The organism is Halomonas sp. AOP27-A1-41 (assembly GCF_052378605.1).
In the GTDB taxonomy this organism is placed as follows: Bacteria; Pseudomonadota; Gammaproteobacteria; order Pseudomonadales; family Halomonadaceae; genus Vreelandella; species Vreelandella citrativorans.
Map to the genome: position 1 here is coordinate 13,860 of NZ_JBQSXT010000009.1, position 25,339 is coordinate 39,198.

Below are 25,339 nucleotides of genomic sequence, written 5' to 3' on the forward strand. Positions count from 1 at the left end.
TGTGGTGACACTTTGTCTGATCGCGCTTGAAGATTCAAGCGGCAGCTTCGTCGGGGGTGTTGGACTGGTCGAGCGCAAGCAGTTTCTTACAATGCGTAGCATCCATGGCGTACGTGAACTTTCTGTTCAGGCGATAATGAAATCGGGGCCTAGCTCTAATAAAAAAAAGGGCATGACAGGCTTTAGTGTAACAAGGTGTCTTATAGGTGTTGGGGGCCGTGTTTCATTAACTTGCTGGCGTCGCCAAAGTTGAAACCCCAGTCAGCGTTGCTTGGCAGGTTTGCGTTTCACATAGCTGGCGCGTTTGGTTTTAGTGCTTTTCCTTGGCTTTGCCGGGCTACCCGCTGCACCCTGAGCCGTTTGCAAACTCAGCCTGAGCTTTTCCGCATCGCTTTGATGAAGCAGGGCGCGAAGGTCTTCCAGCAGGGCCTGCTGAAAAGCGCCCGCATCATCCTGTTGTTCAGAAATGGCCCGCAGGCGCTGCTCCCAAAGGGCGGTGCGTTCCGGCGTGCTGACGGCGCTGGGTAGAGCGGCGATTAACGCGCTCCCCAGTTTGGTGGCACGTAGGGCTTTTTGTTGGCGCACCAGGTAGCCGCGCTGTACCAGGGTTTCGATGATACCGGCGCGGGTGGCTTCGGTACCCAGGCCATCGGTGTCCCGTAAGGTCTTGCGAACGTTCGGGTCATCCACGTAGCGGCCGATGTTCATCATCGCCTTGATTAGGCTGGCATCGGTAAACGGCTCGGGTGGGCGGGTTTCCTTTTCCTCTATGCCTGCACCCAGTGCTTTGCAGTGTTCATTTTGGGCAAGCGGTGGCAGCGGCGGTGATTCTTCTTTCGTGGTGAAAAGCGGTTTCCAGCCAGGGTCGAGAATACTTTGGCCGCGGGCACGGAACGCCTCGTTTAACAGCGTGAACTCGGCTTTCACTTCAAAGGTGCGCAAAGGGCGATAGAACTGGGCCATGACGTTGCGCACCACCAACCGAAACACGTGGCCTTCAGTGGCCGAGAGCTGGCTGAAATCAGCAGGCTTTCCGGTAGGCGCCAAGGCGTGGTGGGCACCCACCTGCTTGTCGTTCCACGCCTTTGAGCGCAGCGAGAAATCGGCACCATTCAGCCATTGCCTGAGCGTGTCATCATTTTGGCAGGCGCCGGTTAAACTGCGCTGGGCAAGGGCCAAGTGCTCTTCGGGCAGATAGCGACAGTCGGAGCGCGGGTAGGTGATCAGCTTGTGCTGCTCGTAAAGGCGCTGGCAAATATCCAGCACCATTTGTGCGGAAAGCCCAAAGCGTCGGGCGGCATCTACCTGAAGTGCGGAAAGCGAGTAGGGCAGCGGCGGCGCCTGACGTTTTTCCTGCTGGTCGAGCCTGGTGAGCTGGCCGGTTGCACCCGGCAATTGGGCGGCCAGTGCATCAGCGGGTGTGCGATCAATCAAGCGGCCTTGATCATCCAGCGGCTGGTGTTCCTTGGGTGCCCACCAAGCGCGTAGTTGGCCTTTTTCAACCTGTAAGTCCACCCAGAGCGGGTAGAACGGATGCGGCCTGAAATCTCGAATGGCGTTATCTCGGCGCACAATCAGCCCGAGTACCGGTGTTTGCACACGGCCAACGGAAAGTACACCATCGTGGCCCGCTTGGCGGCCGGTGAGCGTCCAGGCACGGGTCAAGTTGATGCCATACAGCCAGTCAGCGCGTGAACGCGCTTGCGCTGCCTGAAAAAGCGGCTGGAACTCCTGATTGGAGCGCAGTTTGGCGAGGGCGCGACTGACCGCTGGGCGGTTCAAATCGCTGATTAACAGGCGTTGAACCGGGCCGCGGTACTTCAGGTGCTCGATCACTTCCTGCACCAGTAGCTGGCCTTCTCGGTCCGGGTCGCCAGCATGAACAACATCAGTGGCCTGCTTGATTAACTTGCGAATCACCGCTAGCTGCCCACGCGCTTTATAACGCGGTGCCAGCTTCCAGGTGCCAGGCACAATGGGCAAACGGTCCAGCCGCCACTGTTTATCGGCGGGGTCGTAAGCCTCGGGTGGGGACTGCTCAAGCAGGTGGCCCAAACACCAGGTTACGGTGGTATCACCGCACACAATAGCGCCTTCCTGGCGTTTGGAGCTTCCCGGCAGCGCTTCAGCAATGGCCCGGGCAAGGCTGGGTTTTTCGGCAATAATCAAGCGCATGCGAAGCGTGGCCTTAACGTCTGTTCGAAATGCGCCTATGGTAACAGTAGCGGTGACTTATAGGGCAGGGCAGTGGGGATTGATATGCGCGAACGCGGTAGAACACGCAGGTTAGTGGGCCTGGGCGCACGCACGGGTGGTGCGCTGCTTAAAACGCGCTTGGGCGGCCAGGCGGATTGGCGTGCGTTAGGTGAGGCGCTGTTCGAAGGGCTTTCCGAGCTTAAAGGCCCGGCAATGAAGCTTGCTCAAATGATGTCGCAGTGGGACGACCTGTTGCCGCCCGATTTAGCCGATGAGCTGGCGCGCTTGCAGCGCCAGGCAGAGCCGATGCCTTGGCCGCGTATCCATGAAGCCTTGGTGCTTCAGTACGGCGATATCCATGAGTATTTTACCGAAATTGAAGAGCGGCCTTTTGCCAGCGCTTCCATGGGCCAGGTGCACAAGGCAGTCACCCTTGAGGGCAAAACGGTGGTGCTGAAAGTGCAGTACCCCGGTTTGGCGGATGTACTGGAAAGTGATTTAAAACAGGTGCGGCGCATTATCGGGCTGGGCCGTTGGTTCAAGGTGCCTCAGGCGCGCCTGGATGCGCTGTTTGAAGAGCTGGCGGCGGGGCTTCGCGATGAGCTGGATTATCAGGCAGAAGCAAACGCCCTGGCGCGGTACCGAGAGCGCTACCAGAGTGATTCGCGAATCATCATACCCAGGCCGCTGTTTGAGCTTTCGGGCCAACATGTTCTGGCCATGTCTTACGTGCCCGGTACGCCGCTACGTGAGCTGGAAAGCGCCGATGATACAGTGCGCCAGAAGGTGGCCACTACGCTTGCCGACTGGATTACCCAGGAGCTGTTTACCCACGGCGAGCTGCATGCCGACCCGCATGCCGGCAATTTCGCGGCAGATGAGCAAGGTCGGCTGATTATTTACGATTTTGGTGCTGTGATTGCGGTGCCCGAAGCGCGAATTGAGGCGATGATGCAATTGCTCAGCGCCACGCTTGATCACGACCCCATGGCCATGGATGACGCACTCGTCAACTTGGGTGGCCGTCAAGGTCAAGGCGCACCGCTGGCGCTCTACCGCGAGGCTGCTGAAAGTATTTCTCCACTGTTTGAACCGGGGGAGCAGGATTTCAGCGATGTGCGCGTACACCGCCGCCTGCGTGAGCTGTCGCCCAAAGTGTGGGCGGCGATGGACCGCTTGCAGCCTCCCGCGGATACGCTGCTTCTCTCGCGAGCATTGAATGGCCACTACTGGAATCTGGTGCGTTTAAAAGCGCGGCTGGATATGCACGCACGGACTGCGCCGTTGCTTTAGCGCCCAAGCCACCTATAAGCAGTTCACCGCTGCGGCCATGCCCACCTTCATGGTAAGCTATTGCGCTTTTAAACACAGTGGAGACGGCAATGCTAGCGGTATGGGTCGATCAGCTGCTGGGATTTGCCTCCGGGGCACTCTCGGCAATCAGGCAGCAAGAACACTATCCCGACTTTATGACTTGGGTGCGCGATGAAGGCGCCAAGTCATTTAACGGTGATGTCGCCACCGCCCAGGCGCTGGCCCCTATTTTATGGTCACAAGCGCCGTTGGCCAGGCTGGATTTTGCCAGTGAACCGCTGGCGACGCCAGGACGTAATGAGGCTTGCTGGTGTGACTCTGGGCGCAAGTATAAGCAGTGCTGTTATCGCGTTGATTTCCCCACCGACATTCCAGAGCAGATGATGTGGATGTTGTCGCTGCGTGAATGGAAGGGCGCTACGCTGAAGTCTGCGTTGGAGAGCCGCCAAGCGCCGCCCCAAGCACTGCTGGAAGCGGGGCTTATTGCCGCCGAAAGCGGCCAAACGGGCCGGGCGATGCAGATTCTGGAGTCACTGTTTGATGGTAGTGACTGGTCGAGGTTGCCAGAGCAAGCCGAGCCCGCCTTTGAAATCCTGCTGGATATCTATCAGGAGCGTGGCTTTACCCGCAAACGGGCAGACCTTCTGGATGAAGTGATGGAGCGCGGGCCGCTGTTTTTACGCGGTGTTGCCCTTGAACGGCTCTGTTTAATGCATTTGGATAATGATGATTTGGACAGCGCTCGGGCAGCCTTTGTCAAAGCCCAGCAGGCCCTGCCTGATTCGCCCACACTTGCGTATATTGAGGCGATGTTGCTGCTTCATGAAGGCCATGAAGAAGAAGCCAAGGCGCGGGCTAATTTCTGGTATCGGCGTCTGGTGCGCCAAGGGGATCTTGACGAAGAGCAGTTGGATTTTCTTGCGGCACTTGCTGATAACCCTGGGGCAACGCTTGCGGATCAGCTGTTAAGCGCGGAAGAGGATCTGGCCACGCCGCTGGTATCCCTGCAAACACTGCTTGCTGTCCTTCCTACAGCGCCCAAACTTGATATTAGCAGCGACCCGGAAAGCGGCCATTTGCAGTATGTGACCACCGCCCGTGAAGCGACCTTGTTCGCCGCTTGGCATGAGCAGTTCCAGGTAATGGTCGATGAAGAGGTGGCCTTGGGCTTTCGCGATGACCCGTGGGGCAATGCAGAGGAGTGGATGTCAGCGCTCTGCGCACACCCTGAGTGGCTGGATGCGCCTCAGGTCGTTCAGGATGTCACTCTCGCGCTTACCAGCCGTTTTGGAAGCCTTCCGTGGATGGCGCCAACCCTGCTGGAACCACTGGCGGTGCGTCTTTCACGCTGGCTGGAACAAGCCCGAGCCGCAGGCAACGGCAGCCTGTGCTGGGATGATGCTGACAATGCCATGCTGCTGCGTACAGGGTTGGCGCTAGTGGTCGGCATGGAGCGCGGCGCACGCCAGCATTCACGGGAGCTGGCTGAAGAGTTGTTAGCCATCGACCAAGAGGATAGCCTGGGCCTTAAAGAGTTGGTGCTTGACCAGCTACTGCGCGATGACCGCAACCAGGAAGCGCTGGCACTCACTGAGGAGTCGGAAGACGATGATGGCTCACTGGTGCTGGGGTTACTCATGGGGCGCACGTTGGCGCTTTACCGCTTAAACGAGCATGAGGCGGCCGAACGGGCGCTTGGCGACGTCACCGCGCATAATCGTCATGCGCTTGAGATGATCTGTGCGGAAAAACCGCGCCCAGCGACCCCCTATGCCGATGGCCAGGTGGAGCCAGGTTCACGTGCTGAGGCGTGGCAGTACCGTACGCTGATGCGTGATCAGTGGCGTACCACGCCAGGTGCGCTTGAGTGGCTGGATAGCCACCGCTAACCCTCTTCTTATGTACGAAAGCTTACTCTTCCCACAGCCGCTCAACGCGGCTGTGGGGTGGGCACCAGCTGCTTGTCGCGGCTAATCCAGATAGCCAGCAGAATGGCGGGTAACCCCAGCAACGTAGCAACGATAAAGAACGTGACATACCCTTGGGCGCTAACCACTAGCCCGCCAAAGCCGCTTAAAAACTTCCCCGGTAGCGTCATCAATGATGAAAACAACGCGTACTGCGTTGCCGTATATGCACGCGACGTGAGCGTGGAGAGAAACGCAATAAACACGGCGCTTGCCAATCCATTGGCCAGGTTATCGCCGATGATGGTGACCACCAGCATGGGGACCTGATTGCCGATCAATGCAAGTACCGAGAACAGCAAATTGGTGAAGGTGGCGGCAACGGCCCCCAGTATCAGCACCGGCCCAATACCGTAACGTGCGACCAGTAACCCGCCCAGAAGACCGCCGCCAATACTCATGGCAATACCGAAGATATTGGTCACATTGGCAATCGTTGCCAGTGAAAAGCCAAGGTCGATATAGAGCGGATTAGCCATCGACGCCATGGCAAGATCGCTTATTCTAAACACTGCAATGAATACCAGAATGCCCAGCGCTTTTACCCCATAACGACGAAAGAAATCGGTAAAGGGGCATACGATGGCGCCGATAAACCAGGCGCCCATGCGGCGTAGCACTTTAGGTTGGCCACGGCTAGCGCGAATAAACGCACGTACTTTAGGTTCATGAATTAACTGCACCGAGAGCGACGCCCGCTTGGGCTCAGGGCGAATCAGCACGGTGAGGACACCCACACCGACGAGCGCCGCCATGGTTAAGTAGGCCACGTCCCAGGAAATGGCTGACGCTACATAGAGCGCCCCGGCGCCTGCGGCCAGCAGGCCACCCCGGTAGCCGATAATGTAGGTAGACGCCATGGCGGCCTGGACGTCGTCATCGGCGGACTCAATGCGGTAGGCATCAATCGCAATATCCTGGGTAGCTGAGCCAAACGCCACCAGCAGCGCAAACGCGGCTACCACGCCAAGATTGCCTTGGGGATTAACGCCTGCAAGACCCACAAGCCCCGCTGCAATCATCGCTTGGGCCAGCAGCATCCAGCCCCGTCGCTGCCCGAACATGCGCGTGAGGACCGGCAGGGCGAGCCTGTCTACCACGGGCGCCCAGAAAAACTTGATCGAGTAGAGCATTCCTATCCACGCGAAAAAGCCGATAGCGGCGACGTCAATCCCGTCGCTACGTAGCCAGGCCGACAGCGTAGAAAAAACCAGTAAGAACGGTAAGCCCGCGGAAAACCCCAGAAACAGCATGGTAATAACAGGTGCCCGAAAGTAAATCGCCAGCGCGGCTAGCCAGCTACGCCGGGGTAAAGGGGTGGGCATATCGTTCAACTCCAGAAAAGACGTTGGCTTGAGCCAAGTGATAAACTGCATCAATGTTTATGACAATGTTGATAGCTTACCGGAGAGGAGTTTTCCATGTCGATCACGGCACATCAGGTCGTTACGTTGCACTATGTGCTTAGCGATGTTTTAAGCGATAACAGTGAGCAGGTATTGGATGATTCACGCGCCCGCAATAAGCCCCTTGAGTATCTGCATGGCCACGACAATATCGTGCCTGGGCTTGAGCGCGCATTAGCTGGCCTAAAGGCCGGTGATGAAGTAACAGTGATGCTTTTACCTGAAGAGGCCTATGGCCTGCGCAATGAAGGCCTGGTACAGGAAGTCGGCCGTGGCTCGTTTGGTAACGCTGACTTAACGCCGGGCAGCCGCTTTCAAACCGAAGGTGAGGCCGGGCCGCAAATTGTAACGGTAGTGAGCGTGGCAGGAGACCGAGTTACCGTAGATACCAATCATCCGTTGGCAGGGCGTACGCTGAGCTACCAGGTAAACATTCTGGAGCAGCGTGAAGCAACGCGGGCGGAACTGGCAAAAGGGCATCCGCTTCCACCGGGAACTGAGCATGCCAAGGTAGAGGATCGTAAAGTGCTTTAAGTTGAGCTGCGTTAAGCGCGTCTCAGCGTGGGTGTTTAAGGGCTGTATTAAAATGGCTCAAAAAGGTTCGTGGCACCTTCTTAAAATTTGACCCAGGTCAGAGACTGATATACTGCGGCTCGATAAGATGATGACCAGTTAGTGCACAGAAGCCGCTTTAGACGGGAGAGTCCCAAGCGGTGTGCCAGTGACCAAAATGCGAGTATTGTCACTCATTTTCTTGGTTAGTAGGCGCGTGGCGACGCCCGTTGTTGATGCAGCATGCCACGCAAGCAAACGCCTGCTAAGCCTTGCGTCAGGGGAGGGGGTTTACTTTAAGAAGTAAGCTTCCTTTTTACCGGCCCACTGGGCCGGTTTTTTTTGTCTGCGACATAGCGATGAGTACGTACAAGCGTTGCTAAGCCTGTGCGGTTGAAGTCGAGAGGATCACCGCCGTGTTGAGACACGGCGGCGGGACGAGATACTGCTTTACTGAGCCGTGGGGTGTACGCTGGCTTTTTCGAGCAGGAAATCGACAATGTCATCTGCTGGAATCATGGTCGCTTCACTGTCACGGCGGCCCTTGTATTCAAGCTCGCCGTTGTCCAGGCTACGGTCGCCAATTACCAAACGATGAGGAACGCCCATCAGTTCCAAATCAGCAAACTTAACGCCTGGGCGTGTATCACGGTCATCAAGCAGTACATCCAGACCTGCGGCTGTTAACGCTTGGTAAAGACGCTCTGATTCTTCGCGAACGCGCTGGGATTTATGCGCATTCATGGGCACCAGCGCGACCTGGAAAGGTGCAATCGCGTTAGGCCAAATAATACCGGACTCGTCGTGGTTTTGTTCAATCGCTGCCGCCACCACACGAGTAATGCCAATGCCGTAGCAGCCCATCCATGGATGGCTGGTTTTGCCGTTGTCGCCCAGCACGCTCGCATTCATGGCTTCAGAGTATTTTTGACCCAGCTGGAACACGTGGCCGACTTCAATACCGCGCTTGATCGACAGCGTGCCTTCACCATCCGGTGACGGGTCGCCTTCAACCACTTTACGTAAATCGGCGACCTGGGGCAGGGCAACGTCGCGCTCCCAGTTAATGCCAAAATAGTGCTTGCCATCAATATTCGCGCCCGCGCCAAAGTCACTCATCAAGGCAACGCTGCGGTCAATGATGACCGGCATTTTAAGGCCGATAGGACCTAGTGAGCCAGGCCCCGCACCTACAGCAGCACGAATTTCTTCTTCGTTTGCCATGGTGAGCGGCGTCGCTACCTGAGGAAGGTTTTCTGCCTTGACTTCATTAAGCTCGTGGTCGCCGCGCACCAACAGCGTAATCAATCCGCCTTCAGCAGCATGAACCATCAATGTTTTTACGGTTTTTTCGATAGGCAGCTTAAACTGTTCAACCAGTGCTGCGATGGTTTTGGCGTTGGGCGTCTCTACAACGCGCATTTCTTCACTGGGCGCTGCGCGCTGTACATCGCTACCTAACGGTGCCGGTAAGGCTTCGGCTTTTTCCATGTTGGCGGCGTAGTCAGACGCATTCGAGAACACGATATCGTCTTCGCCGGAGCTTGCCAGTACATGGAATTCGTGAGAGCCGGTGCCGCCGATAGAGCCGTTATCCGCAATCACCGGGCGGAAGTCCAGCCCCAAACGGGTAAAAATTCGCGTGTAGGCGTCGTACATGGTCTGGTACGTCTCTTGCAGCGACGCTTCATCCAAATGGAAAGAGTAGGCATCTTTCATGATGAACTCGCGCGAGCGCATCACTCCAAAGCGTGGGCGGATCTCATCACGGAATTTGGTTTGGATCTGGTAGAAGTTAATCGGCAGCTGCTTATAGCTTGCTATCTCTTTGCGCACCAGGTCCGTAATGACTTCTTCATGGGTCGGGCCTACGCAGTAGTCACGATCATGGCGGTCTTTTACGCGTAGTAATTCAGGGCCGTACTGCTCCCAGCGACCAGACTCCTGCCATAGTTCTGCCGGCTGAACGGCGGGCATCAGTACTTCCTGACCACCGGCACGGTTCATTTCTTCGCGAACAATCGCTTCTACTTTACGCAGTGTACGCAGACCCAGAGGGAGCCAGGTGTACAGGCCAGAGGTCAGGCGGCGAATCATCCCGGCACGCAACATCAACTGATGGCTAATGACTTCGGCGTCGGCCGGGGTTTCTTTTAACGTAGCGATTAATAATTGGCTGGCGCGCATGGGAGATAGCATTCCTTGATAGTATAAAAGCCGCTGGTTTAGCGTTGAATGAGGCTATTGTACGGCTTAGCGGTTAGCGCGGCAAAATACTGCCATCAGCATGCCCGTCATCCAGGGGGCTGTTTGTGTTAATATGAACGCGTTTTCACATGTGCTCGCGGGCAGTTTTTCTGTAAAGCTATCTTTTAAAGCTACCTTTTTGCCTGCGCGCTGTTTTAAATTTTTGAGAGAATCTTGATGAAGCAAACTGTACGCCGTTGGTTATCGGGAGCCGTTGTGGGCGCCTCCATTATTGCATTGACTGGTTGCGGTACCCTGTTTCATCCAGAGCGGAAAGGCCAATTAAGCGGCCAAATTGACCCGGTAGTGGCCATTGCCAATGGTGTGGGGCTTCTGTTTTTCATTGTCCCCGGTGTTATTGCCTACGCGGTCGACTTTTCAAATGGCACGATCTACCTGCCCAGTAATAACAGCGCTTCTGTCGATGTTCTACACCTTGATCGTGACTTGAACCTGGCGTCACTTGAAAAGTTGTTGTCCGACAAGGCGGGCCAGCCGGTTAGCCTGGAAAGTGAGCTGGTAATGATTGAAGAAATGAGCAACCTTGAAGAAGCGCTGGCAATGGTGCGGATGTCGGGTGTGATGGATGAAGAGCGCCTGGCGACGATGTAACGTTTAAAGCCCTACATCAACAAACCTTCATTGAAAAAAACGAGATCCTAGGGCTGTACTGTAAGCCTGCTTGGGGATCTCGTTTTTTATTGGTTGTTGGTTATTAATGATTAGTTATTGGTTGGGCGCCGTCAGCTTTAAGGTGATTAAACCCGCGATTAACCCCCAAAATGGCCCAGCAATACCCAGTAGCGTAATGCCTGAACCGGTCAACAAGAAAGTGACGATGGCGGCATCACGATGTCGGCTATCGGCAAAGGCACTGGCTAGCCCGCCTGCCAGTGTGCCAAGCAGCGCGATACCCGCCAGGGCAATCACCAGTGCGCTGGGTAGGGCGTTAAACACGCCGGTCACCGTCGCGCCAAAAATCCCCATAATGGTATAAAAAATGCCAGCGGCCATGCCAGCCGTGTAGCGGCGCCGTGGATCAGCGTGGGCATCAGGGCCTATGCAGACAGCGGCACTGATCGCCGCCATATTGAGCGCAAAGCCACCAAATGGCGCAAGCAGCAGGCTTGCGCCGCCTGTCCAACTGATAAGCGGTGAGCTGTCAGGTTGATAGCCTGCTGCGCGTAAAACCGCCACGCCCGGTAGATTTTGGGTCGCCATGGTAATGATAAAAAGTGGAATGCCCACGCCAATCAGGGTCGTTAAGGAGAATGCCGGCGCAGTAAAAACGGGCATGGCCGGAGTCAATGGAATATCGTTTAAATTGATTTGCCCTTGCACAAATGCAAGCCCCAGCCCGGTGACGAGCACGCCGGGTACCGCAAGGGTGGGCCATAAGCGACGGCCTGCTATCCAGGCGGCCAGCATAACGAGTGGGATTAGCCACTGTGTCTCGATAACGTTAAACAGCCCCAGCCCAAAGCGCAGCAGAATGCCAGCCAACATGGCGGCTGCTATCGCACCTGGTATATAGCGCATTAAGCGATCAAACAGCCCCGTTACGCCGCATAGCGTAATAAGCAGCGCTGAGAATAGAAAAGCGCCAATGGCTTCATCAAGCGGAATACCCGACAAACTAGTGGCCAGAAAGGCGGCGCCTGGCGTCGACCAGGCGGTTAGCATCGGCATGCGGTAGCGCAGCGAAAGCCCGAAGGAGGTAACGCCCATGCCAATTCCCAGCGCCCAGAGCCAGGAACTGATTTGCGCTGCAGATGCGCCGCTAGCCTCTGCGGCTTGAAAAATAATCGCCGCTGAACTGGTATAGCCAATGACGACGGCAACAAACCCAGCCGTCACCGTTGATAGGCTAACGTCCCGCCAGGCCGAGTAGTGTGGCCGTGGCGAGGTGGCATGCTCTTCGCTGGATGGCGCCTCCATGGTATCTCCTCGCTAACGCTTATTATTAAATGTGCGTTATAGCGCACAGTTGTGTAGGCTACCACCGTGCGCTATAGCGCACAACGCCATTAAGAAGGCCTTACCCTAAAGAGATATGCGCCGTTTAAGGAACTCTTGTTCAAGAGCTTGGGCGGCGATACGTGGCTAAAAAAAGCAACAGAACATGCCGGCCCGAAGGGCTGGCGAAGTGAAAGTAATTATAAGCACGGACAGACACTCATCGCGGTGCCGATTAAATGCGTGTGTCGCTTTGACGAGTGAGCCAGTAAACTTCTTTTATGGCGTTAAAGGGGAGACCTATGGCGAGTGAAGTTCACACCATTGCTGAACATATAGCCAACACGGTTAAGCAGCTACGTAATAAACAGGGCTGGAGCCTGGACCGCACAGCGGCTGAAACAGGCGTAAGCAAAGCCATGCTAGGGCAAATCGAGCGTGGTGAGTCGAGCCCGACCGTATCAACGCTGTGGAAAATCGCCAGTGGCTTTCGAGTGTCGTTTTCTACCCTATTCGACAGCCAAAAACCGGTTCAGGGTGAGCTACGCCGGGATAGCGGAGAGTCGGTATGGGGAGATGACAGTGCAGGCATGCAGGCACGGCTGATTTTCCCTTATGATCCATTGTTGGGCTTTGAAATGTTCATGATTGAGCTGGCGCCCGGCGCGATCAGCGAGTCAGCGCCGCATGCCGAGGGCGTGGTAGAACATATTGTGGTGGTTGAAGGGGAGATGGAGCTGCGCATTGATGACCGTTGGCAAACGCTAAAGGTAGGCGAGGGGCTGCGCTTTTTTGCTGACCGCCCCCACGCAATGCGCAATGCCACGGCCACGCGCTTACGCTTTCATGATGTGATTCACTATTTGCCGGGGGCGGCCTCTTCTGCTTGAGTGCGCAGCCAGCTGATTTCTTCAGGCCAGATGTCAGGCTCTACGGTTTCTAAAATCATGGGGATTCCATCAATGCGGGCATCCTGCATGATGGTGGTAAAGGCAGGCAGGCCAATATTGCCTTTTCCCAAGCTGTGGTGGCGGTCAACCCGGCTGGCAAACGCACTTTTGGCATCGTTTAAATGCATGCCGCGCAGATACTCAAAGCCTACGATGCTGCCAAGCTCATTTAAGGTTGCCTGTGTCGCTTCGGCGGTTCGTAAGTCATACCCCGCCGCAAACGCATGGCAGGTATCGATACATACGCCAACGCGTGACTTGTCATCGACATGGCGAATGATTTCCGCCAAGTGCTCGAAGTGCCAGCCAAGGTTAGTGCCTTGCCCAGCGGTGTTCTCGATAACGGCCGTCACGCCTTGGGTATGCACCAGCGCTTCGTTAACCGATTCCGCAATACGTTTTAAGCAATCCGCCTCGCTGATTTTGTTTAGATGGCTGCCAGGGTGAAAGTTAAGTAGCGTCAGGCCTAGTTGTTCGCAGCGCTGCATTTCATCCAAAAAAGCCGCACGGGATTTCTCAAGCCCCTCGGCTTCCGGGTGCCCCAGGTTAATCAGGTAGCTATCGTGGGGAAGAATTTGCTCTGGGCCAAAGCCATGCTGGCGACAAGCGGCTTTAAAAGCCTCAATTGCCTTATCGGTTAACGGCTTGCCTTTCCACTGGCGCTGGTTTTTAGTGAATAGAGCAAAGGCATTAGCGCCTATTTCCACCGCACGTTGCACGGCCTGGTCAGCTCCGCCCGCTGCGCTAACGTGTGCACCTATGTATTTCATGAACCCCCCTTGTATTCCATGACATCCCCTTGATGACTCTATTTTGAACGCTGGTTATCCAAAAAACGTTTAAAAATAGCAGGTTCGTCGGTAATCACGCTAGCAATGCCCCATTCCCATCGGTTATTAAAAGCGCTTGGGTCATTCGCGGTGTAACACAACAGTTGATAGCCCGCTTGGTGCATGGCATCGGCCTGGTCGCGCTTTAAGCGTGGCCAGTGGGGGTGAATGCTGAACGCATCAACCGACTCGCAGAGGGCGCGCCACTCCCTGGGCGTGTTGCCAAACAAGACTCCCAGCGCCAGCTCTTCTTTTGGCGCCAATGTGCGGCAATGTTTAAGTGCATCTACATCAAACGAAGACACAATCAGGCGCTCTGGCGATAGGGCATCGCGCATGTCTGGTAGTACGCGATTAACCAATTCGATTGGGTTGCGGCCTTTATTGACTTTTATTTCCATATTGACGCCCATCTCCAGCTCATTGAGCAGCGCCAGCATGGCCTCCAGGCTGGCCATTTTTTCACCCGCAAAGGCATCGCCAAACCAACTGCCGACATCCAGAACGTTGGCCTGTGGCCAAGTGAGCGTGTTGAGGTTCCCCCGACCATCAGAGCAACGGTCCACTTCTGCGTCATGCCAAATCACGGGGGTGCCGTCGCCCAGTAATTGAACATCCAGCTCAACCCAGCGGGCACCTGCCTCATACGCGGCTCGTACGGCGGCTAGCGTGTTTTCAGGGGCGGCGGCGGAATAGCCGCGGTGAGCAATTAGGGTAGGGAGGGTAATAGCAGGGTGGGTCATCGCACATCCATAAGGCGTCACAGATTGAGTAAAATCAGTCTAGCATGCGCAAGTGACATCAGCGTGTCAGGTCAATCGCAGTGAATGCCGCTCGCTTAGAACTAACGGCTTGATTTCTGACGCCTAAAGCGTTTGGATAGCCATTAGCTCGTTTACAAAATGTCTGTTTGTCAAAATAAAGTACAAGGAGTTTATATGTCTCAGCGTATCGAGTTTGCCCGTACCGGCGGTTCTGAGGTACTTGAAGTAGCGACGGTTACTCCGGCAGCGCCCAAGTCAGGTGAAGTGCGGGTCGCCAATAAAGCCGTTGGCCTCAACTTTATTGATATTTATTTTCGTACCGGTCTTTACCCAGCACCGTCGCTGCCTGCGGGCTTGGGTACTGAAGGCGCGGGTATTGTTGATGCGGTTGGCGAAGGGGTGACTCATCTAAGTGTTGGGGACCGCGTTGCCTATGCGCAAGGCCCGTTAGGCGCGTATGCGGCGCATCATACGCTGCCGGCTGAAAAAGTCGTCAAACTGCCTGACTTCATCGATTTTGAAACCGCAGCGGCGAGCATGCTGAAAGGCTTAACCGTGCAGTATCTGTTACGTCAAACGCATGAACTCAAAGGTGGCGAGACCATCTTGTTCCATGCCGCAGCGGGTGGTGTAGGCTCGATTGCCTGCCAGTGGGCCAAGGCGTTAGGTGTGAAGTTGATTGGTACGGTTAGCTCTAAAGAGAAAGCCGACTTGGCGCTGGCAAATGGCGCATGGGCGACCATTAATTACACCGAAGAAGACGTTGTTGAACGCGTCCGCGAGCTTACTAACGGCGAAATGTGTGATGTGGTTTATGATTCGGTGGGCAAGGACACGTGGGATATGTCGTTAAACTGCCTGAAGCCTCGCGCGTTAATGGTCAGCTTCGGTAATGCCTCCGGCCCGGTTGATGGCGTTAATATTGGAATTTTGAATCAGAAAGGGTCGTTATTTGTTACCCGCCCCAGCTTGAACGGTTATGCCGACACGCGCGAGCGCCTGGAAATGATGTGCAAAGATTTCTTTAGCATGATCGAGAGTGGCAAAATCAAAATTGATGTTGCCAACCGCTACCCGCTGGCCGATGCGGGTAAAGCCCAGGATGCACTCCAGAACCGTAAAACAACCGGTTCAACCGTACTGCTGCCCTGATCGGTAGCGAGCAACAAAAGCCGCAAACGCGGCTTTTGTTGATTCTAGTTTTCAGACTAGCTCCTCTTTACTGCTTATTTGTACCTTTTTCAGATTACCGTTCTGGGAAGCGCAGCCAATGTGTCGTCCCCATGCGGCTTTATCAGCAGTTCCAGCCGGTCGGCTATTCTCTAACGTTTGCACACGCTATACGGCTGTATAGATACCGTCTAATGTGTGAAGGTTCTTCTCATTCTTTACATGGGTTGTGGTTTACAAAGGCAAGCCGGAAGGGGTAAGCAGGCCGGGTAGCGTTACAGGAGATGATTCGCATGGCGATGGAAGCAATCGGCTTGGCACCCAGCACACTGATATTTATCGTGCTGGGATTAACGTTGGTAGCGTTCGTATGGGGGCGTTTTCGCTATGATTTAGTGGCATTAACGGCGCTTTTTGCATCGGTGATGCTAGGGCTTGTTCCGGCTGATTCAGCGTTTGCCGGGTTTGGTCATCCCGCCGTCATTACGGTGGCTGCCGTGCTGGTGTTAAGCCGTGGCTTTGAGCGTTCTGGCGTAGTGGATATTATCTCCAACCAAGTGCTCAAGGTGGGTGACCGGCTGATACTCCAGCTTTTAGCGCTAGTAGGAACCGTGGTGGTGTTGTCCGGCATTATGAATAATGTGGGGGCGTTAGCGCTATTGCTACCCGTTGCCATGCGGCTTGCCCGCGAACATAACACGTCTCCTTCCCTGCTTTTAATGCCGCTCGCGTTTGGTTCGTTGCTGGGGGGCTTAACCACCCTGATTGGCACACCGCCCAATATTATTATCTCCAGCTACCGTGGCAGTGTAACCGGAGAAAATTTTGGCATGTTCAGCTTTTCCCCTGTCGGGGTTGCGGTAGCTGTTGTAGGCCTTGTGTTTATCGTGTTAATTGGCTGGCGCTTAACACCTAAACGCAATGCGAAGTCATCAACTGAAGAGATGTTTGATACCGCCAATTATCTGGTAGAGCTTAACGTCACCAAGGACTCTAAAGCCAACGGCTTAACGCTACCGCAGTTACGCGATGAACTTGAGGAAACCATTCCTGTATTGGCCGTAGTGCGCGACGATAATCGTCGGGCGGGCTACTCCTTTCATGGGATCTTGCAAGAGGGTGATATTTTACTGCTTGAGGCGGGCCCGGATGATCTAAAGCTGCTTGAAGATAAAGTAGGGTTGAGTGCGGTTGCGGAGCCTGAGGAGAAGGATGAAGATGCCTCAAAAGAGGATGAGGGCGAAGCAGACAGCAATGAGGGCCGGCAGCCGGTGGATACCGAAGGGCTGCAACTGATCGAAGCGGTCGTGCGTAATGATTCGATGATGAATAATCGCAGTGTCCGACAGCTGCGATTAAATCAACAGTTTGGTCTACATCTGGTAGCGGTTGCTCGTGACGGTAGTCGTTTGAAACAGCGCTTGCGAGATATTCGTTTTCAAACCGGCGATGTACTACTGCTTCAGGGCAGCGAGAACGAAATTAGCGATAGCCTTTCTACCTTAGGCTGTTTGCCGTTGGCTAATCGGGAGCTGCAGTTAGGCCAGCCGCGTAAGTTGGTTATCTCAATTGGGATTTTTGCGCTGGCCATTGTCGCGATGTTGCTGGACCTTCTGCCCGCAGCGGTCGCAATGGGCTGTGCCGCGCTTATTTCGCTATTAATTGGGGTATTGCCACTGCGGGATGGCTACCAGGCCATTGATGGCCCTGTCATTGTACTGTTAGCCGCCATGATACCCGTAGGGGAAGCCTTGGAAACAAGCGGTGGAGCCACAATCGTAGCGAACATCTTGCTAGAGTTTGGCGCGCAGTGGCCCATCTTTATTTCCTTAATCGGCCTTTTCGTGCTCACCATGCTACTTTCAAATGTGGTCAATAATGCCGCCGCCGCATTGTTAATGGCACCGATTTCCGCCAGTTTAGCCCAAGGCTTTAATGTCTCTCTTGATCCGTTTTTAATGGTGGTCGCGGTGAGTGCTTCATGCGCGTTTTTAACCCCCATCGGCCATCAGTCCAATACACTGGTGCTGGGGCCAGGCGGCTATCGGTTTGGTGATTATTGGAAGCTAGGTTTGCCGCTTTCGATCGTTGTGCTGGTGGTTGCCCTGCCGGTTATTTTGTGGGTATGGCCGCTGTAAGTAACGACAGCAAAAGATAGTGCTCGGTGGCCCCGCCGTGGGCCACCGAGCTTTGTTGAGCTTCGTCGTGTGGATCAGGGCTATCAGATTTTGTTACCCTATTACGCTTGGCGATAAATAAAAGTGAACAGGCTAAGCCTATGAATCAACAATACCGTCAGGATGCGATTGTCGAGCTGGTTCGTCAGCACGGTTATATGAGCATTGAGCAACTGACTGATCATTTCGCAGTAACGCCTCAAACGATTCGGCGCGATCTCAATACGTTGGCGAATGAGGGCCGAGTGAGGCGGGTGCATGGTGGCGTGGGAATTGAGTCAAGCACCGTTAATACGGCCTACAGCACACGTAAAACACTCCATCTTGAAGAGAAAGAGCGTATTGCTCATTGTCTGGCGCAGCATATTCCTAATCACTCATCGCTGTTTATCAATATTGGTACCAGCAATGAAATCATTGCCCAGGCATTGCTGGAGCATCAAGGGTTGGAAGTGATCACCAACAACCTGAACGTTGCCGCTATTTTGCAGCATAAAGAAGACTTTAACGTCATCATTGCGGGTGGCCAGGTGCGCTCTCGGGATGGCGGCATCATCGGTGAAGCCACCATCGACTTTATTAATCAGTTTAAGGTCGACTACGGCATTATTGGTATTAGCGGTATTGATGAAGATGGCTCTTTGCTGGAGTTCGATTACCAGGAAGTACGTGTGGCCCAAGCGATCATTGCTAATTCGCGACGCGTGTATCTAGCCGCGGATTACTCTAAGTTCCATCGCAACCCTGTGGTACGCCAGGGGAATCTTTCCCAGCTGGATGCGTTGTTCACTGACCGTAAGCCTCCCGAGTCTATCCAGCAGTTGCTAACCCAATATGATGTGGCGCTCTATATCGCCTAAACGGGCCAAGGCTGCTTTGTAGAGGTATTTTCGTACTTGAGCATCAATAAGGCTTAGCGTAGCCTTATTCATAATAAAGCGAAAATATTCACCTCAAAGCGAACATCTAATGTCCCGTTATCTACTTTCTATTGATCAAGGTACCACCAGCTCCCGTGCCATCTTGTTTAACCGACAAGGGGAAATTGCGGCCGTTGCCCAGCAAGAGTTTACCCAGCACTTTCCCCGTGATGGCTGGATTGAGCATGATCCTGAAGATATTTGGGAATCAGTAGTTGCGACCTGTAAAGAAGTGCTGGTGAAGGCCAGTATTTCTGCAGGTCAAGTGGCGGGTGTGGGTATTACCAATCAGCGCGAAACCACGCTGCTGTGGGACCGCGCAACAGGTAAGCCACTTTATAACGCGATCGTATGGCAGGATCGGCGAACGTCTGATACCTGCCAAACGCTGCGTGAAGCTGGGCATACTGATAGCGTTCAAGCAAAAACCGGCCTGTTAATTGATCCCTATTTTTCGGCGACGAAACTGGCATGGTTGCTTGAGAACGTGGAGGGTGCCCGTGAACGTGCTGAGCGTGGCGAGCTGGCATTTGGCACCGTAGATAGCTTTCTGATTTGGCAGCTGACAAACGGTAAGCAGCATGTCACCGATGCCACCAATGCCTCACGCACGGCGCTCTTTAACATACACACCCAGCAATGGGATGAGGATTTGCTGGCGCTGTTCAACATACCTGCCAACCTGCTGCCCAGTGTGAAAGACTCCAGCGATGATTTTGGCATGATGGAGGCAGAGTGGTTAGGGGCTGAGCTACCGATTGCTGGTGTGGCGGGCGATCAGCAGGCAGCGCTAGTAGGGCAGGCATGCTTTACGCCAGGTATGGGTAAAAGCACCTACGGCACCGGCTGCTTTATGATTGTAAACACCGGTGACACGCCCGCGCTTTCGCGTAATCGCTTGCTGACCACCATCGGCTATCGGCTTAACGGTAAGCCTACCTATGCGCTGGAAGGCAGTATTTTTGTCGCAGGTGCAACCGTACAGTGGCTGCGGGATGGCTTGAACCTGTTTGCGGATGCGGCTGAAACTGAGGCGCTTGCCAAGGAGACCCGACTGGGCCATAGCGTCTATTTGGTACCTGCCTTTACGGGGCTTGGGGCGCCGCACTGGGACCCTAAAGCGCGGGGAGCAATCTTTGGCCTGACACGGGATACCGGTATTGCAGAAATCGTTGCGGCAGGCTTGCAGGCAGTCTGTTATCAAACTCGCGATTTACAGCACTGCATGAACGACGATATGGACGCCACACCAAGCAAACTGCGTGTGGATGGCGGCATGGTTAAAAACAGCTGGCTGATGCAGTTTTTGTCCGACATGCTGGATGTTGAGGTGGATCGTCCCACTATTTTAGAAACTACTGCACTGGGAGCAGCGTACCTGGCAGGCTTACGCTTAGGCTGGTATGACTCTTTGGAAGAAATTGAACAGCTCTGGGACTGTGAAAAGAGCTTTATGCCGACCATGGAGGATGCGTCTCGCGAGCAGCTGTACCAAGGCTGGCTGGATGCCGTGTCGCGCGTACGTTCCGGCGAATAAGGCCATCACGTAGCCATCGTAAGGTGGCTGCGTGCACTTCTTGATTCTCTTCTTGTTGTAAGCTTTTAACACGTTTAACCCTGGGTGGCGGCCAATGTAGTCAAGCTACAACGGGGCGTGCGTCCAATGATGCATTGTTGGCTGATCGTTCATGAACCATAGTCAGGGCATGGGATGGAGTGATGCCTCGTTACCCCGACACATCGCACTATACCTTGCCATATAACCTTTGTGCGTGCATACAGCAGGCGCTAAAGAGCGAAGATTTTATCTGTTTGTTTGACCGTTCGCAGTCACCGAACCAGGTGCTTATCCGACCTGGCATGAGTAGCAATGCCACCATACGTATAGGGCGGCTGGCTTTGCCAACGAAAGCCCTTTGTGAGACCGGTAACGGATGACCATACCATGAGGTACTGAATATGAACTGTATTGAACTAAGCCAACAAGCTAACCAGATTGCCAGTACATTTAGCAAGCAGGACCTGGCTAAACTGGTACTTGCGCTTAAAGATAGCCCGAGATCGCTTCAATGTGCCGTGGAAGTGATCGATACGCTCGATAGTCGGTCTGGCTGTACGCTGGATGAAGCCTGGGATGAAGTGTTGGCAGGCGACTCGCAGCTACAGGTTGCCAACGAGGAGTAAGGCGTTAAACGCTTAGAAGCCTTGGTGGTGGATGTACACAAAGCTCCCTTAAAAATTTTAAGGGAGCTTTTTTAGCACGATAATTGGGTTATGTCCGTTTGATTATGTCCGTTTGGTTATGTGCTTTTAGCAAGCACTAGGCGTCTGCCATTGCTTGTTGAATTGCCTCGCCAGAATTATTTTCGAAGTAGGCATTAAATCGTTCATCGGCCTGGTCACCGAAAAGCATCCAGCAAGCCTCTTTAAGCCCTTCAGAGTGGCGTAGCTGCTCATGACGCACCACAAGCGATATTTTGGCCCGGCGGCGCAGGAAATCTTCCAGTTCAGTGATCATTTCATAATCGCGGGCGTGTTCAAGCTCAACGCGAATATATTCGGTACCTTCAATAAGCAAGGCGGCCTGGTCATGGTCTGCTTCGATTTTTTCAAGCATCGCAAACGCTTTATCCGCGTAGCGGCGCCACAGGCGTTTTGTAAGTAGCTCTGAAGAGGTGCTGGGCGTCATCGCATCAAGGCCGATACGCTCGGCCTGAGCCATAAATTGCTGTTTAACAGAATCAGCAGGTTCGCCGTACCACTGGAACCTGGGGTTGGTTAACGTCACGCCTAGCTGGGTTACCGCATCCGCAATTTCATCGCCGACGTTTAAGCAGTCGGTGAGCTTGCCACCAAAGATACTGATATGTGCCGTATCGTCATGTGTATCAATAATGTGCTTGCGTGAAAGCTGCAGGAAGTCACGGTCACTGCCTTGGTTGGCCTCGACGGCCAAGGGGCGTACGCCACAGCGTGTTGAAATAATATCGTCAGGTGTCAGGGGCTTCTCAAGCGTTAAGCGCTTGTTAATGTTCTCCAGCACGAAGCTTACGTCTTCATCGGTCACTACCGCATCAGGGTGGTCCATGTGCGTATCGGTAGTGCCGATACAGGTACGGTTGCCCATGGGGATAACAAAGAAAAGCCGCCCATCATCAGCAAAAAACGCCAGTACACGCTTTGACTCTGTTAACTGCGGCACGATTAAGTGGATGCCCTTTGAGTAAAGGTGCTGGTGCGATGTCTGCTGGTTGGTCAGCTTGTTGTGATGATCTACCCACGGGCCAGCCGCGTTAATCAATACCTTGGCTCGTATCTCAAACGTGCTGCCATCCATGGTGTTGCGGGCTTTCGTTACCCAGACACCATCTTTGCGCTCAGCACCCAGCGACTCCACATAGTTGGCGGCTGTCGCACCGAAATCGAGCGCGTGGCGGATAAAATTAAACACAAACCGAGCATCATTGTCGTGCAGGTAGGCATCCGAATACTCAAAGCCGCCCACCGATGTATCGACATTAATGATCGACTCTTCTTGCTTGATATTTTTTGGCGAAAGCAGGCGGGGCGTTTTGGTAAAACCATTACCCATTAACCAGTAAAGCCAGGTGCCTGCCCACAGATAGCGAGGGGAGTGGCGAAACCCTTTGGTAATCGTGGTGAGAAAGCGTATTTCCTCAACCGTGGAAGGGTAACTCTTGATCAGATGATTGCGGCTTTTACAGAGTTTACGCACCAGGCCAAAGTCATTGCTTTCCATATACTTGATGCCCCCCCACACCAGGTTGGAGGAGTGCATGCTGGTGCTGCCTGCAAAGTCGCCACGATCAATCAAGGCGACTTTGGCACCTTTGCCTGCCAGTGCCGCCGCGCTGGCTGCGCCATTAATACCGCCACCAATTACCAGCGCGTCAAAGGTGGCACTTGTCAATTGACTAACGTTTTGTTCACGCAGGGTCATGATAGCCTCATTAATGGGAAATTAGGTTTGATAACCAAAGCAAAACACAGTTATTTTCATTTATGAAGAATATGTGATCGTTTGCGATCTTTCAAGTTTGAAAACGAACATTGAGCGCCTATAAAAAAACCGGCTCCATCGTGGAGCCGGCTTATGGCAATCCTGTTGCCAGGATGTGTTATTCGACGTGGGCTTCCTCAGGATTAATTGGCGCTGCCTGCGTAGCATTATGGTTAATGAGCGTGCTTTTATTCTTTGCAAACGCATCGTAGGCAAAGTCATCGACCGTTAGCATCTCCAGCACGTTCTTTTCGAATTCGCGCATAAAGATCGTTTCTTCTTCACTAAGCAGGCCTTTCTCAAACGCTACCTCAACCCGAGCTTCAGGGTGAAGGGCCGTTTGAGGCAGCTCACCTTTGGCGTAGGCTTTGTTAACCGTGCGATAAATGGCTTCAGCACGGTCATAATCAACCAACAGTGCGTTGTAGCGCGCCAATGGGTTGGGTTGTTCGCCGTCGTCGGTATCCCAGGTGTTGGAAAGCAGTTTGGTACGCAACGCAGTGTGGGTGGAAACCCGTTTAGCAATGTCGCGTGCCAAATCGTCATGGGGTTTATCCCAACGGCGGCCGGTTGGCATTACCACGGCGTTAAGCACACGGCCGAGTGCCCGATTAGGCAAGTTGTCGAAAATCTCCACAAAGGCTTGTTCTGCACGATGCAGCAGGAAACGGCAGCTGTAGTGAAGCAGGGCGTCTTCGCCTTCCACTTTGTCACCTGCTTGCCACTGTTTGAGCACCATGGATGCGAGATACAGGTTAGAGAGCACATCACCCAAACGGGCAGAGAGCATTTCGCGTTTTTTCAGCGCGGAACCCAGGCTTGCCATGGCGGCATCCGCACATAGCCCAAAGCCTGCCGAGAGGCGGGCAATATCTTGCGCATAAGCCGCGGCTGGCCCGTCAAACGGCACGCGTTCTTTGCCAAACCCTAGCCCCATGGTGAACGCACGTGCGGCGTTACCAAAAATCAGGCCCGCATGGCTGAAGAAGGCTTTATCAAACGCGTTGATGTCGTTGGCATCCTTGGCGGCCAGCTCTTCCAGCACGTAGGGGTGACAGCGGATCGCCCCTTGACCAAAGATCATCAGGTTGCGCGTCATGATGTTGGCGCCTTCAACGGTAATCGCTACCGGGTTGGCGCTATAGCCAATACCTAAGTAGTTACGTGGGCCCAATGTGACCGCTTTACCGCCATGCACATCCATCGCATCGCTTAACAAATCACGTTGAAACTCGGTCAGTTGGCTCTTCAAAATCGCTGAAGGAACCGCCGGTTTCTCACCATGATCAATCAGGTTAGCCGTTTGATAAACGGTTGCCTGGGAGATATAAGCCATCGCTGCCATACGTGCCAGCGGTTCTTGAACGCCTTCCATTTCGGCGACAGGCACGTTGAACTGACGACGAACACGCGTAAAGCCACCGCTCCAGCCCAGTGCGTAGCGGGCGGTGCCGGTCGCGCCGGAGGGCAGCGTGATACAACGACCAATCGATAGGCACTCAACCAGCATGCGCCAGCCTTGGCCAATCATCTCCTGCCCGCCGATGATGGTATCCAGCGGGACAAAGACATCCACGCCTTTAATCGGGCCGTTCATGAACGGGCTGCCGATGGGGTGATGGCGGCGGCCAATGTCCATGCCTTTCGTATCGCGAGGAATGAGCGCTAAGGTAATGCCTCGGTCTTCTTCGTCGCCCAGCAGCTTTTCAGGGTCGAATAAACGGAAGGCTAAACCTACAACCGTGGCAATGGGAGCCAGCGTGATCCAGCGTTTTTCAAACGTCAGGCGCAGGCCCAGCGTCTCTTTTCCATTAATAATCTCTTTACACACTACGCCAGTATCAGGCAATGACGTTGCGTCAGAGCCCGCCCGCGGGCCTGTTAGGCCGAAGCAGGGGATTTCGCGGCCATCGGCCAAACGGGGCAGGTAGTGGTCTTTCTGTTCCTCAGTACCGTATTTAAGCAGCAGCTCGCCCGGGCCGAGGGAGTTGGGCACCCCAACGGTCACCATTAACGTTTCGTTAGCGGAGAGTTTTTGCAGTGCCATGGATTGGGCTTTTGCTGAGAAACCCAGGCCACCGTACTCCTTGGGAATAATCATCCCAAAGAAGCCTTCTTTTTTCAGGTAGTCCCATAACTGCTGGGGCAGGTCGGCACGCTCTTGAGCAATGTCCCATGCGTTACACATGCCAGCCGCTTTAGCGCACTGGTTATCAAGAAAAGCCTGTTCATCTTCGCGCAGGCCTTCATCCTTGTAAGCTAGCAGCTTATTCCACTGTGGCTTACCGGAGAAAAGCTCCCCGTCCCAGGAAACGCTACCGGCTTCTAGCGCCGTGCGCTCGGTGGCGGAGACCTTTGGCGCGACCTTTTTGAAAATTTTAAAAATCCGCGGTGTCAGCCACTGTTTGCGCACTGCTTCAAGGCCCGTCACAGCAACGACCAGAGCAGCGATTAGCAGCAATACGCCTATAACGGCGGCGTCAAAGAGTAGGCCAACAAGCCCTAATATACCCAACAGTGTCAGGGCTGCTGGGGCGCCTGCTTCGCGGCGCATAATAATCAGCAGGCCAACCACGGCCAGGATAATCAGTAGTAGGGTGAGCATAGAACGTCTCCATGTATTATTAGGCACTGTCCAGTTCTGGTCTGCATGCGCTTGGCTCAGAACGTTGATGTCTGATCCATCAATGCAGCCTTGCCGTCGTGTGTAACGCTTGAAGTGATGATTAGAACGCAAGCCATAGGCATTCGAACAGATGTTTGAATATTGGCAGACGTACGCTATCCCGCGCAAGTCGTTACGTCTTTTTATCCTGCTTATTAATAGTAGCTTAGTAAAAAAAAGCCACGGCAGTTAGCCGTGGCGCTT

The 25,339-nt window shown here is 54.2% G+C and carries 18 protein-coding genes; 10 read left to right on the forward strand and 8 right to left on the reverse strand.

All coding sequences use genetic code 11. The annotated features are described in order from the left end of the window. Positions 1–261 precede the first annotated feature (261 nt). Positions 262–2,175, reverse strand: coding sequence for a DNA topoisomerase III (locus tag ACT3TC_RS07805; RefSeq protein WP_444639661.1), 1,914 nt, complete (start codon positions 2,173–2,175; stop codon positions 262–264). An 84-nt stretch (positions 2,176–2,259) separates the two neighbouring features. On the opposite strand from ACT3TC_RS07805, the gene ACT3TC_RS07810 reads away from it, so the two are divergent. Together ACT3TC_RS07810 and ACT3TC_RS07815 are read left to right on the forward strand one after the other, a co-directional pair. Further along, entirely contained in the window at positions 2,260–3,489 is a 1,230-nt protein-coding gene (locus ACT3TC_RS07810) for an ABC1 kinase family protein (protein WP_444639662.1), read from the forward strand. 89 nt (positions 3,490–3,578) lie between these two features. Then, positions 3,579–5,399: an SEC-C domain-containing protein gene (locus ACT3TC_RS07815; protein ID WP_193054391.1), complete on the forward strand. Its 1,821-nt coding sequence runs from the start codon at positions 3,579–3,581 to the stop codon at positions 5,397–5,399. Between the two features lie 41 nt (positions 5,400–5,440). On the opposite strand, the gene ACT3TC_RS07820 is transcribed toward ACT3TC_RS07815, so the two are convergent. Beyond that, positions 5,441–6,802, reverse strand: a complete 1,362-nt coding sequence (locus ACT3TC_RS07820; protein WP_193054390.1) for an AmpG family muropeptide MFS transporter — start codon at positions 6,800–6,802, stop codon at positions 5,441–5,443. A gap of 96 nt (positions 6,803–6,898) precedes the next feature. Here ACT3TC_RS07820 and ACT3TC_RS07825 point away from each other — a divergent pair, with 96 nt between their 5' ends. Further along, positions 6,899–7,417, forward strand: coding sequence for an FKBP-type peptidyl-prolyl cis-trans isomerase (locus ACT3TC_RS07825; RefSeq protein ID WP_193054389.1), 519 nt, complete (start codon positions 6,899–6,901; stop codon positions 7,415–7,417). Between the two features lie 468 nt (positions 7,418–7,885). Here the strand turns inward: ACT3TC_RS07825 and ACT3TC_RS07830 are convergent, their stop codons facing one another. After that, positions 7,886–9,622: a proline--tRNA ligase gene (locus tag ACT3TC_RS07830; protein ID WP_444639663.1), complete on the reverse strand. Its 1,737-nt coding sequence runs from the start codon at positions 9,620–9,622 to the stop codon at positions 7,886–7,888. A 237-nt stretch (positions 9,623–9,859) separates the two neighbouring features. Between ACT3TC_RS07830 and ACT3TC_RS07835 the strand changes: the two genes are divergently transcribed. Continuing rightward, on the forward strand, positions 9,860–10,294 hold the full coding sequence (locus ACT3TC_RS07835) for a hypothetical protein (protein ID WP_087105633.1): 435 nt from the start codon (positions 9,860–9,862) through the stop codon (positions 10,292–10,294). 114 nt (positions 10,295–10,408) lie between these two features. On the opposite strand, the gene ACT3TC_RS07840 is transcribed toward ACT3TC_RS07835, so the two are convergent. Then, positions 10,409–11,620: a benzoate/H(+) symporter BenE family transporter gene (locus tag ACT3TC_RS07840; RefSeq protein WP_193054387.1), complete on the reverse strand. Its 1,212-nt coding sequence runs from the start codon at positions 11,618–11,620 to the stop codon at positions 10,409–10,411. 320 nt (positions 11,621–11,940) lie between these two features. On the opposite strand from ACT3TC_RS07840, the gene ACT3TC_RS07845 reads away from it, so the two are divergent. After that, positions 11,941–12,528 (forward strand): helix-turn-helix domain-containing protein, encoded by a 588-nt coding sequence (locus tag ACT3TC_RS07845; RefSeq protein ID WP_172116486.1) that lies wholly within the window; start codon positions 11,941–11,943, stop codon positions 12,526–12,528. On the opposite strand, the gene nfo is transcribed toward ACT3TC_RS07845, so the two are convergent. Both nfo and ACT3TC_RS07855 read right to left on the reverse strand, forming a co-directional pair. Next, the gene (nfo, locus tag ACT3TC_RS07850; protein WP_172116487.1) at positions 12,498–13,358 is read right to left on the reverse strand and encodes a deoxyribonuclease IV; all 861 of its coding nucleotides are present in this window, start codon (positions 13,356–13,358) and stop codon (positions 12,498–12,500) included. The two genes, ACT3TC_RS07845 and nfo, sit on opposite strands and share 31 nt — an antisense overlap. A 38-nt stretch (positions 13,359–13,396) precedes the next feature. Then, positions 13,397–14,161, reverse strand: a complete 765-nt coding sequence (locus tag ACT3TC_RS07855; protein WP_193054386.1) for a glycerophosphodiester phosphodiesterase family protein — start codon at positions 14,159–14,161, stop codon at positions 13,397–13,399. A gap of 195 nt (positions 14,162–14,356) precedes the next feature. Here ACT3TC_RS07855 and ACT3TC_RS07860 point away from each other — a divergent pair, with 195 nt between their 5' ends. From ACT3TC_RS07860 to ACT3TC_RS07880, 5 genes are all read left to right on the forward strand, one after another. Then, on the forward strand, positions 14,357–15,334 hold the full coding sequence (locus tag ACT3TC_RS07860) for an NADPH:quinone reductase (RefSeq protein WP_193054385.1): 978 nt from the start codon (positions 14,357–14,359) through the stop codon (positions 15,332–15,334). A 311-nt stretch (positions 15,335–15,645) separates the two neighbouring features. Then, complete coding sequence (locus ACT3TC_RS07865) at positions 15,646–17,490, forward strand: SLC13 family permease (protein WP_444639664.1); 1,845 nt, start codon at positions 15,646–15,648, stop codon at positions 17,488–17,490. Positions 17,491–17,630: 140 nt separating this feature from the next. Then, positions 17,631–18,389, forward strand: coding sequence for a DeoR/GlpR family transcriptional regulator (locus ACT3TC_RS07870; protein ID WP_087105625.1), 759 nt, complete (start codon positions 17,631–17,633; stop codon positions 18,387–18,389). A gap of 109 nt (positions 18,390–18,498) precedes the next feature. Beyond that, positions 18,499–19,986, forward strand: coding sequence for a glycerol kinase GlpK (gene glpK / locus ACT3TC_RS07875; protein ID WP_444639665.1), 1,488 nt, complete (start codon positions 18,499–18,501; stop codon positions 19,984–19,986). A gap of 422 nt (positions 19,987–20,408) precedes the next feature. Next, positions 20,409–20,633 carry a hypothetical protein gene (locus tag ACT3TC_RS07880; protein ID WP_172116492.1) on the forward strand — a complete coding sequence of 75 codons (225 nt, stop codon included), beginning with the start codon at positions 20,409–20,411 and terminating at the stop codon, positions 20,631–20,633. A gap of 136 nt (positions 20,634–20,769) precedes the next feature. On the opposite strand, the gene ACT3TC_RS07885 is transcribed toward ACT3TC_RS07880, so the two are convergent. Next, positions 20,770–22,410, reverse strand: a complete 1,641-nt coding sequence (locus tag ACT3TC_RS07885; protein ID WP_444639666.1) for a glycerol-3-phosphate dehydrogenase/oxidase — start codon at positions 22,408–22,410, stop codon at positions 20,770–20,772. 178 nt (positions 22,411–22,588) lie between these two features. Further along, on the reverse strand, positions 22,589–25,075 hold the full coding sequence (locus ACT3TC_RS07890) for an acyl-CoA dehydrogenase (protein ID WP_444639667.1): 2,487 nt from the start codon (positions 25,073–25,075) through the stop codon (positions 22,589–22,591). Positions 25,076–25,339 lie beyond the last annotated feature (264 nt).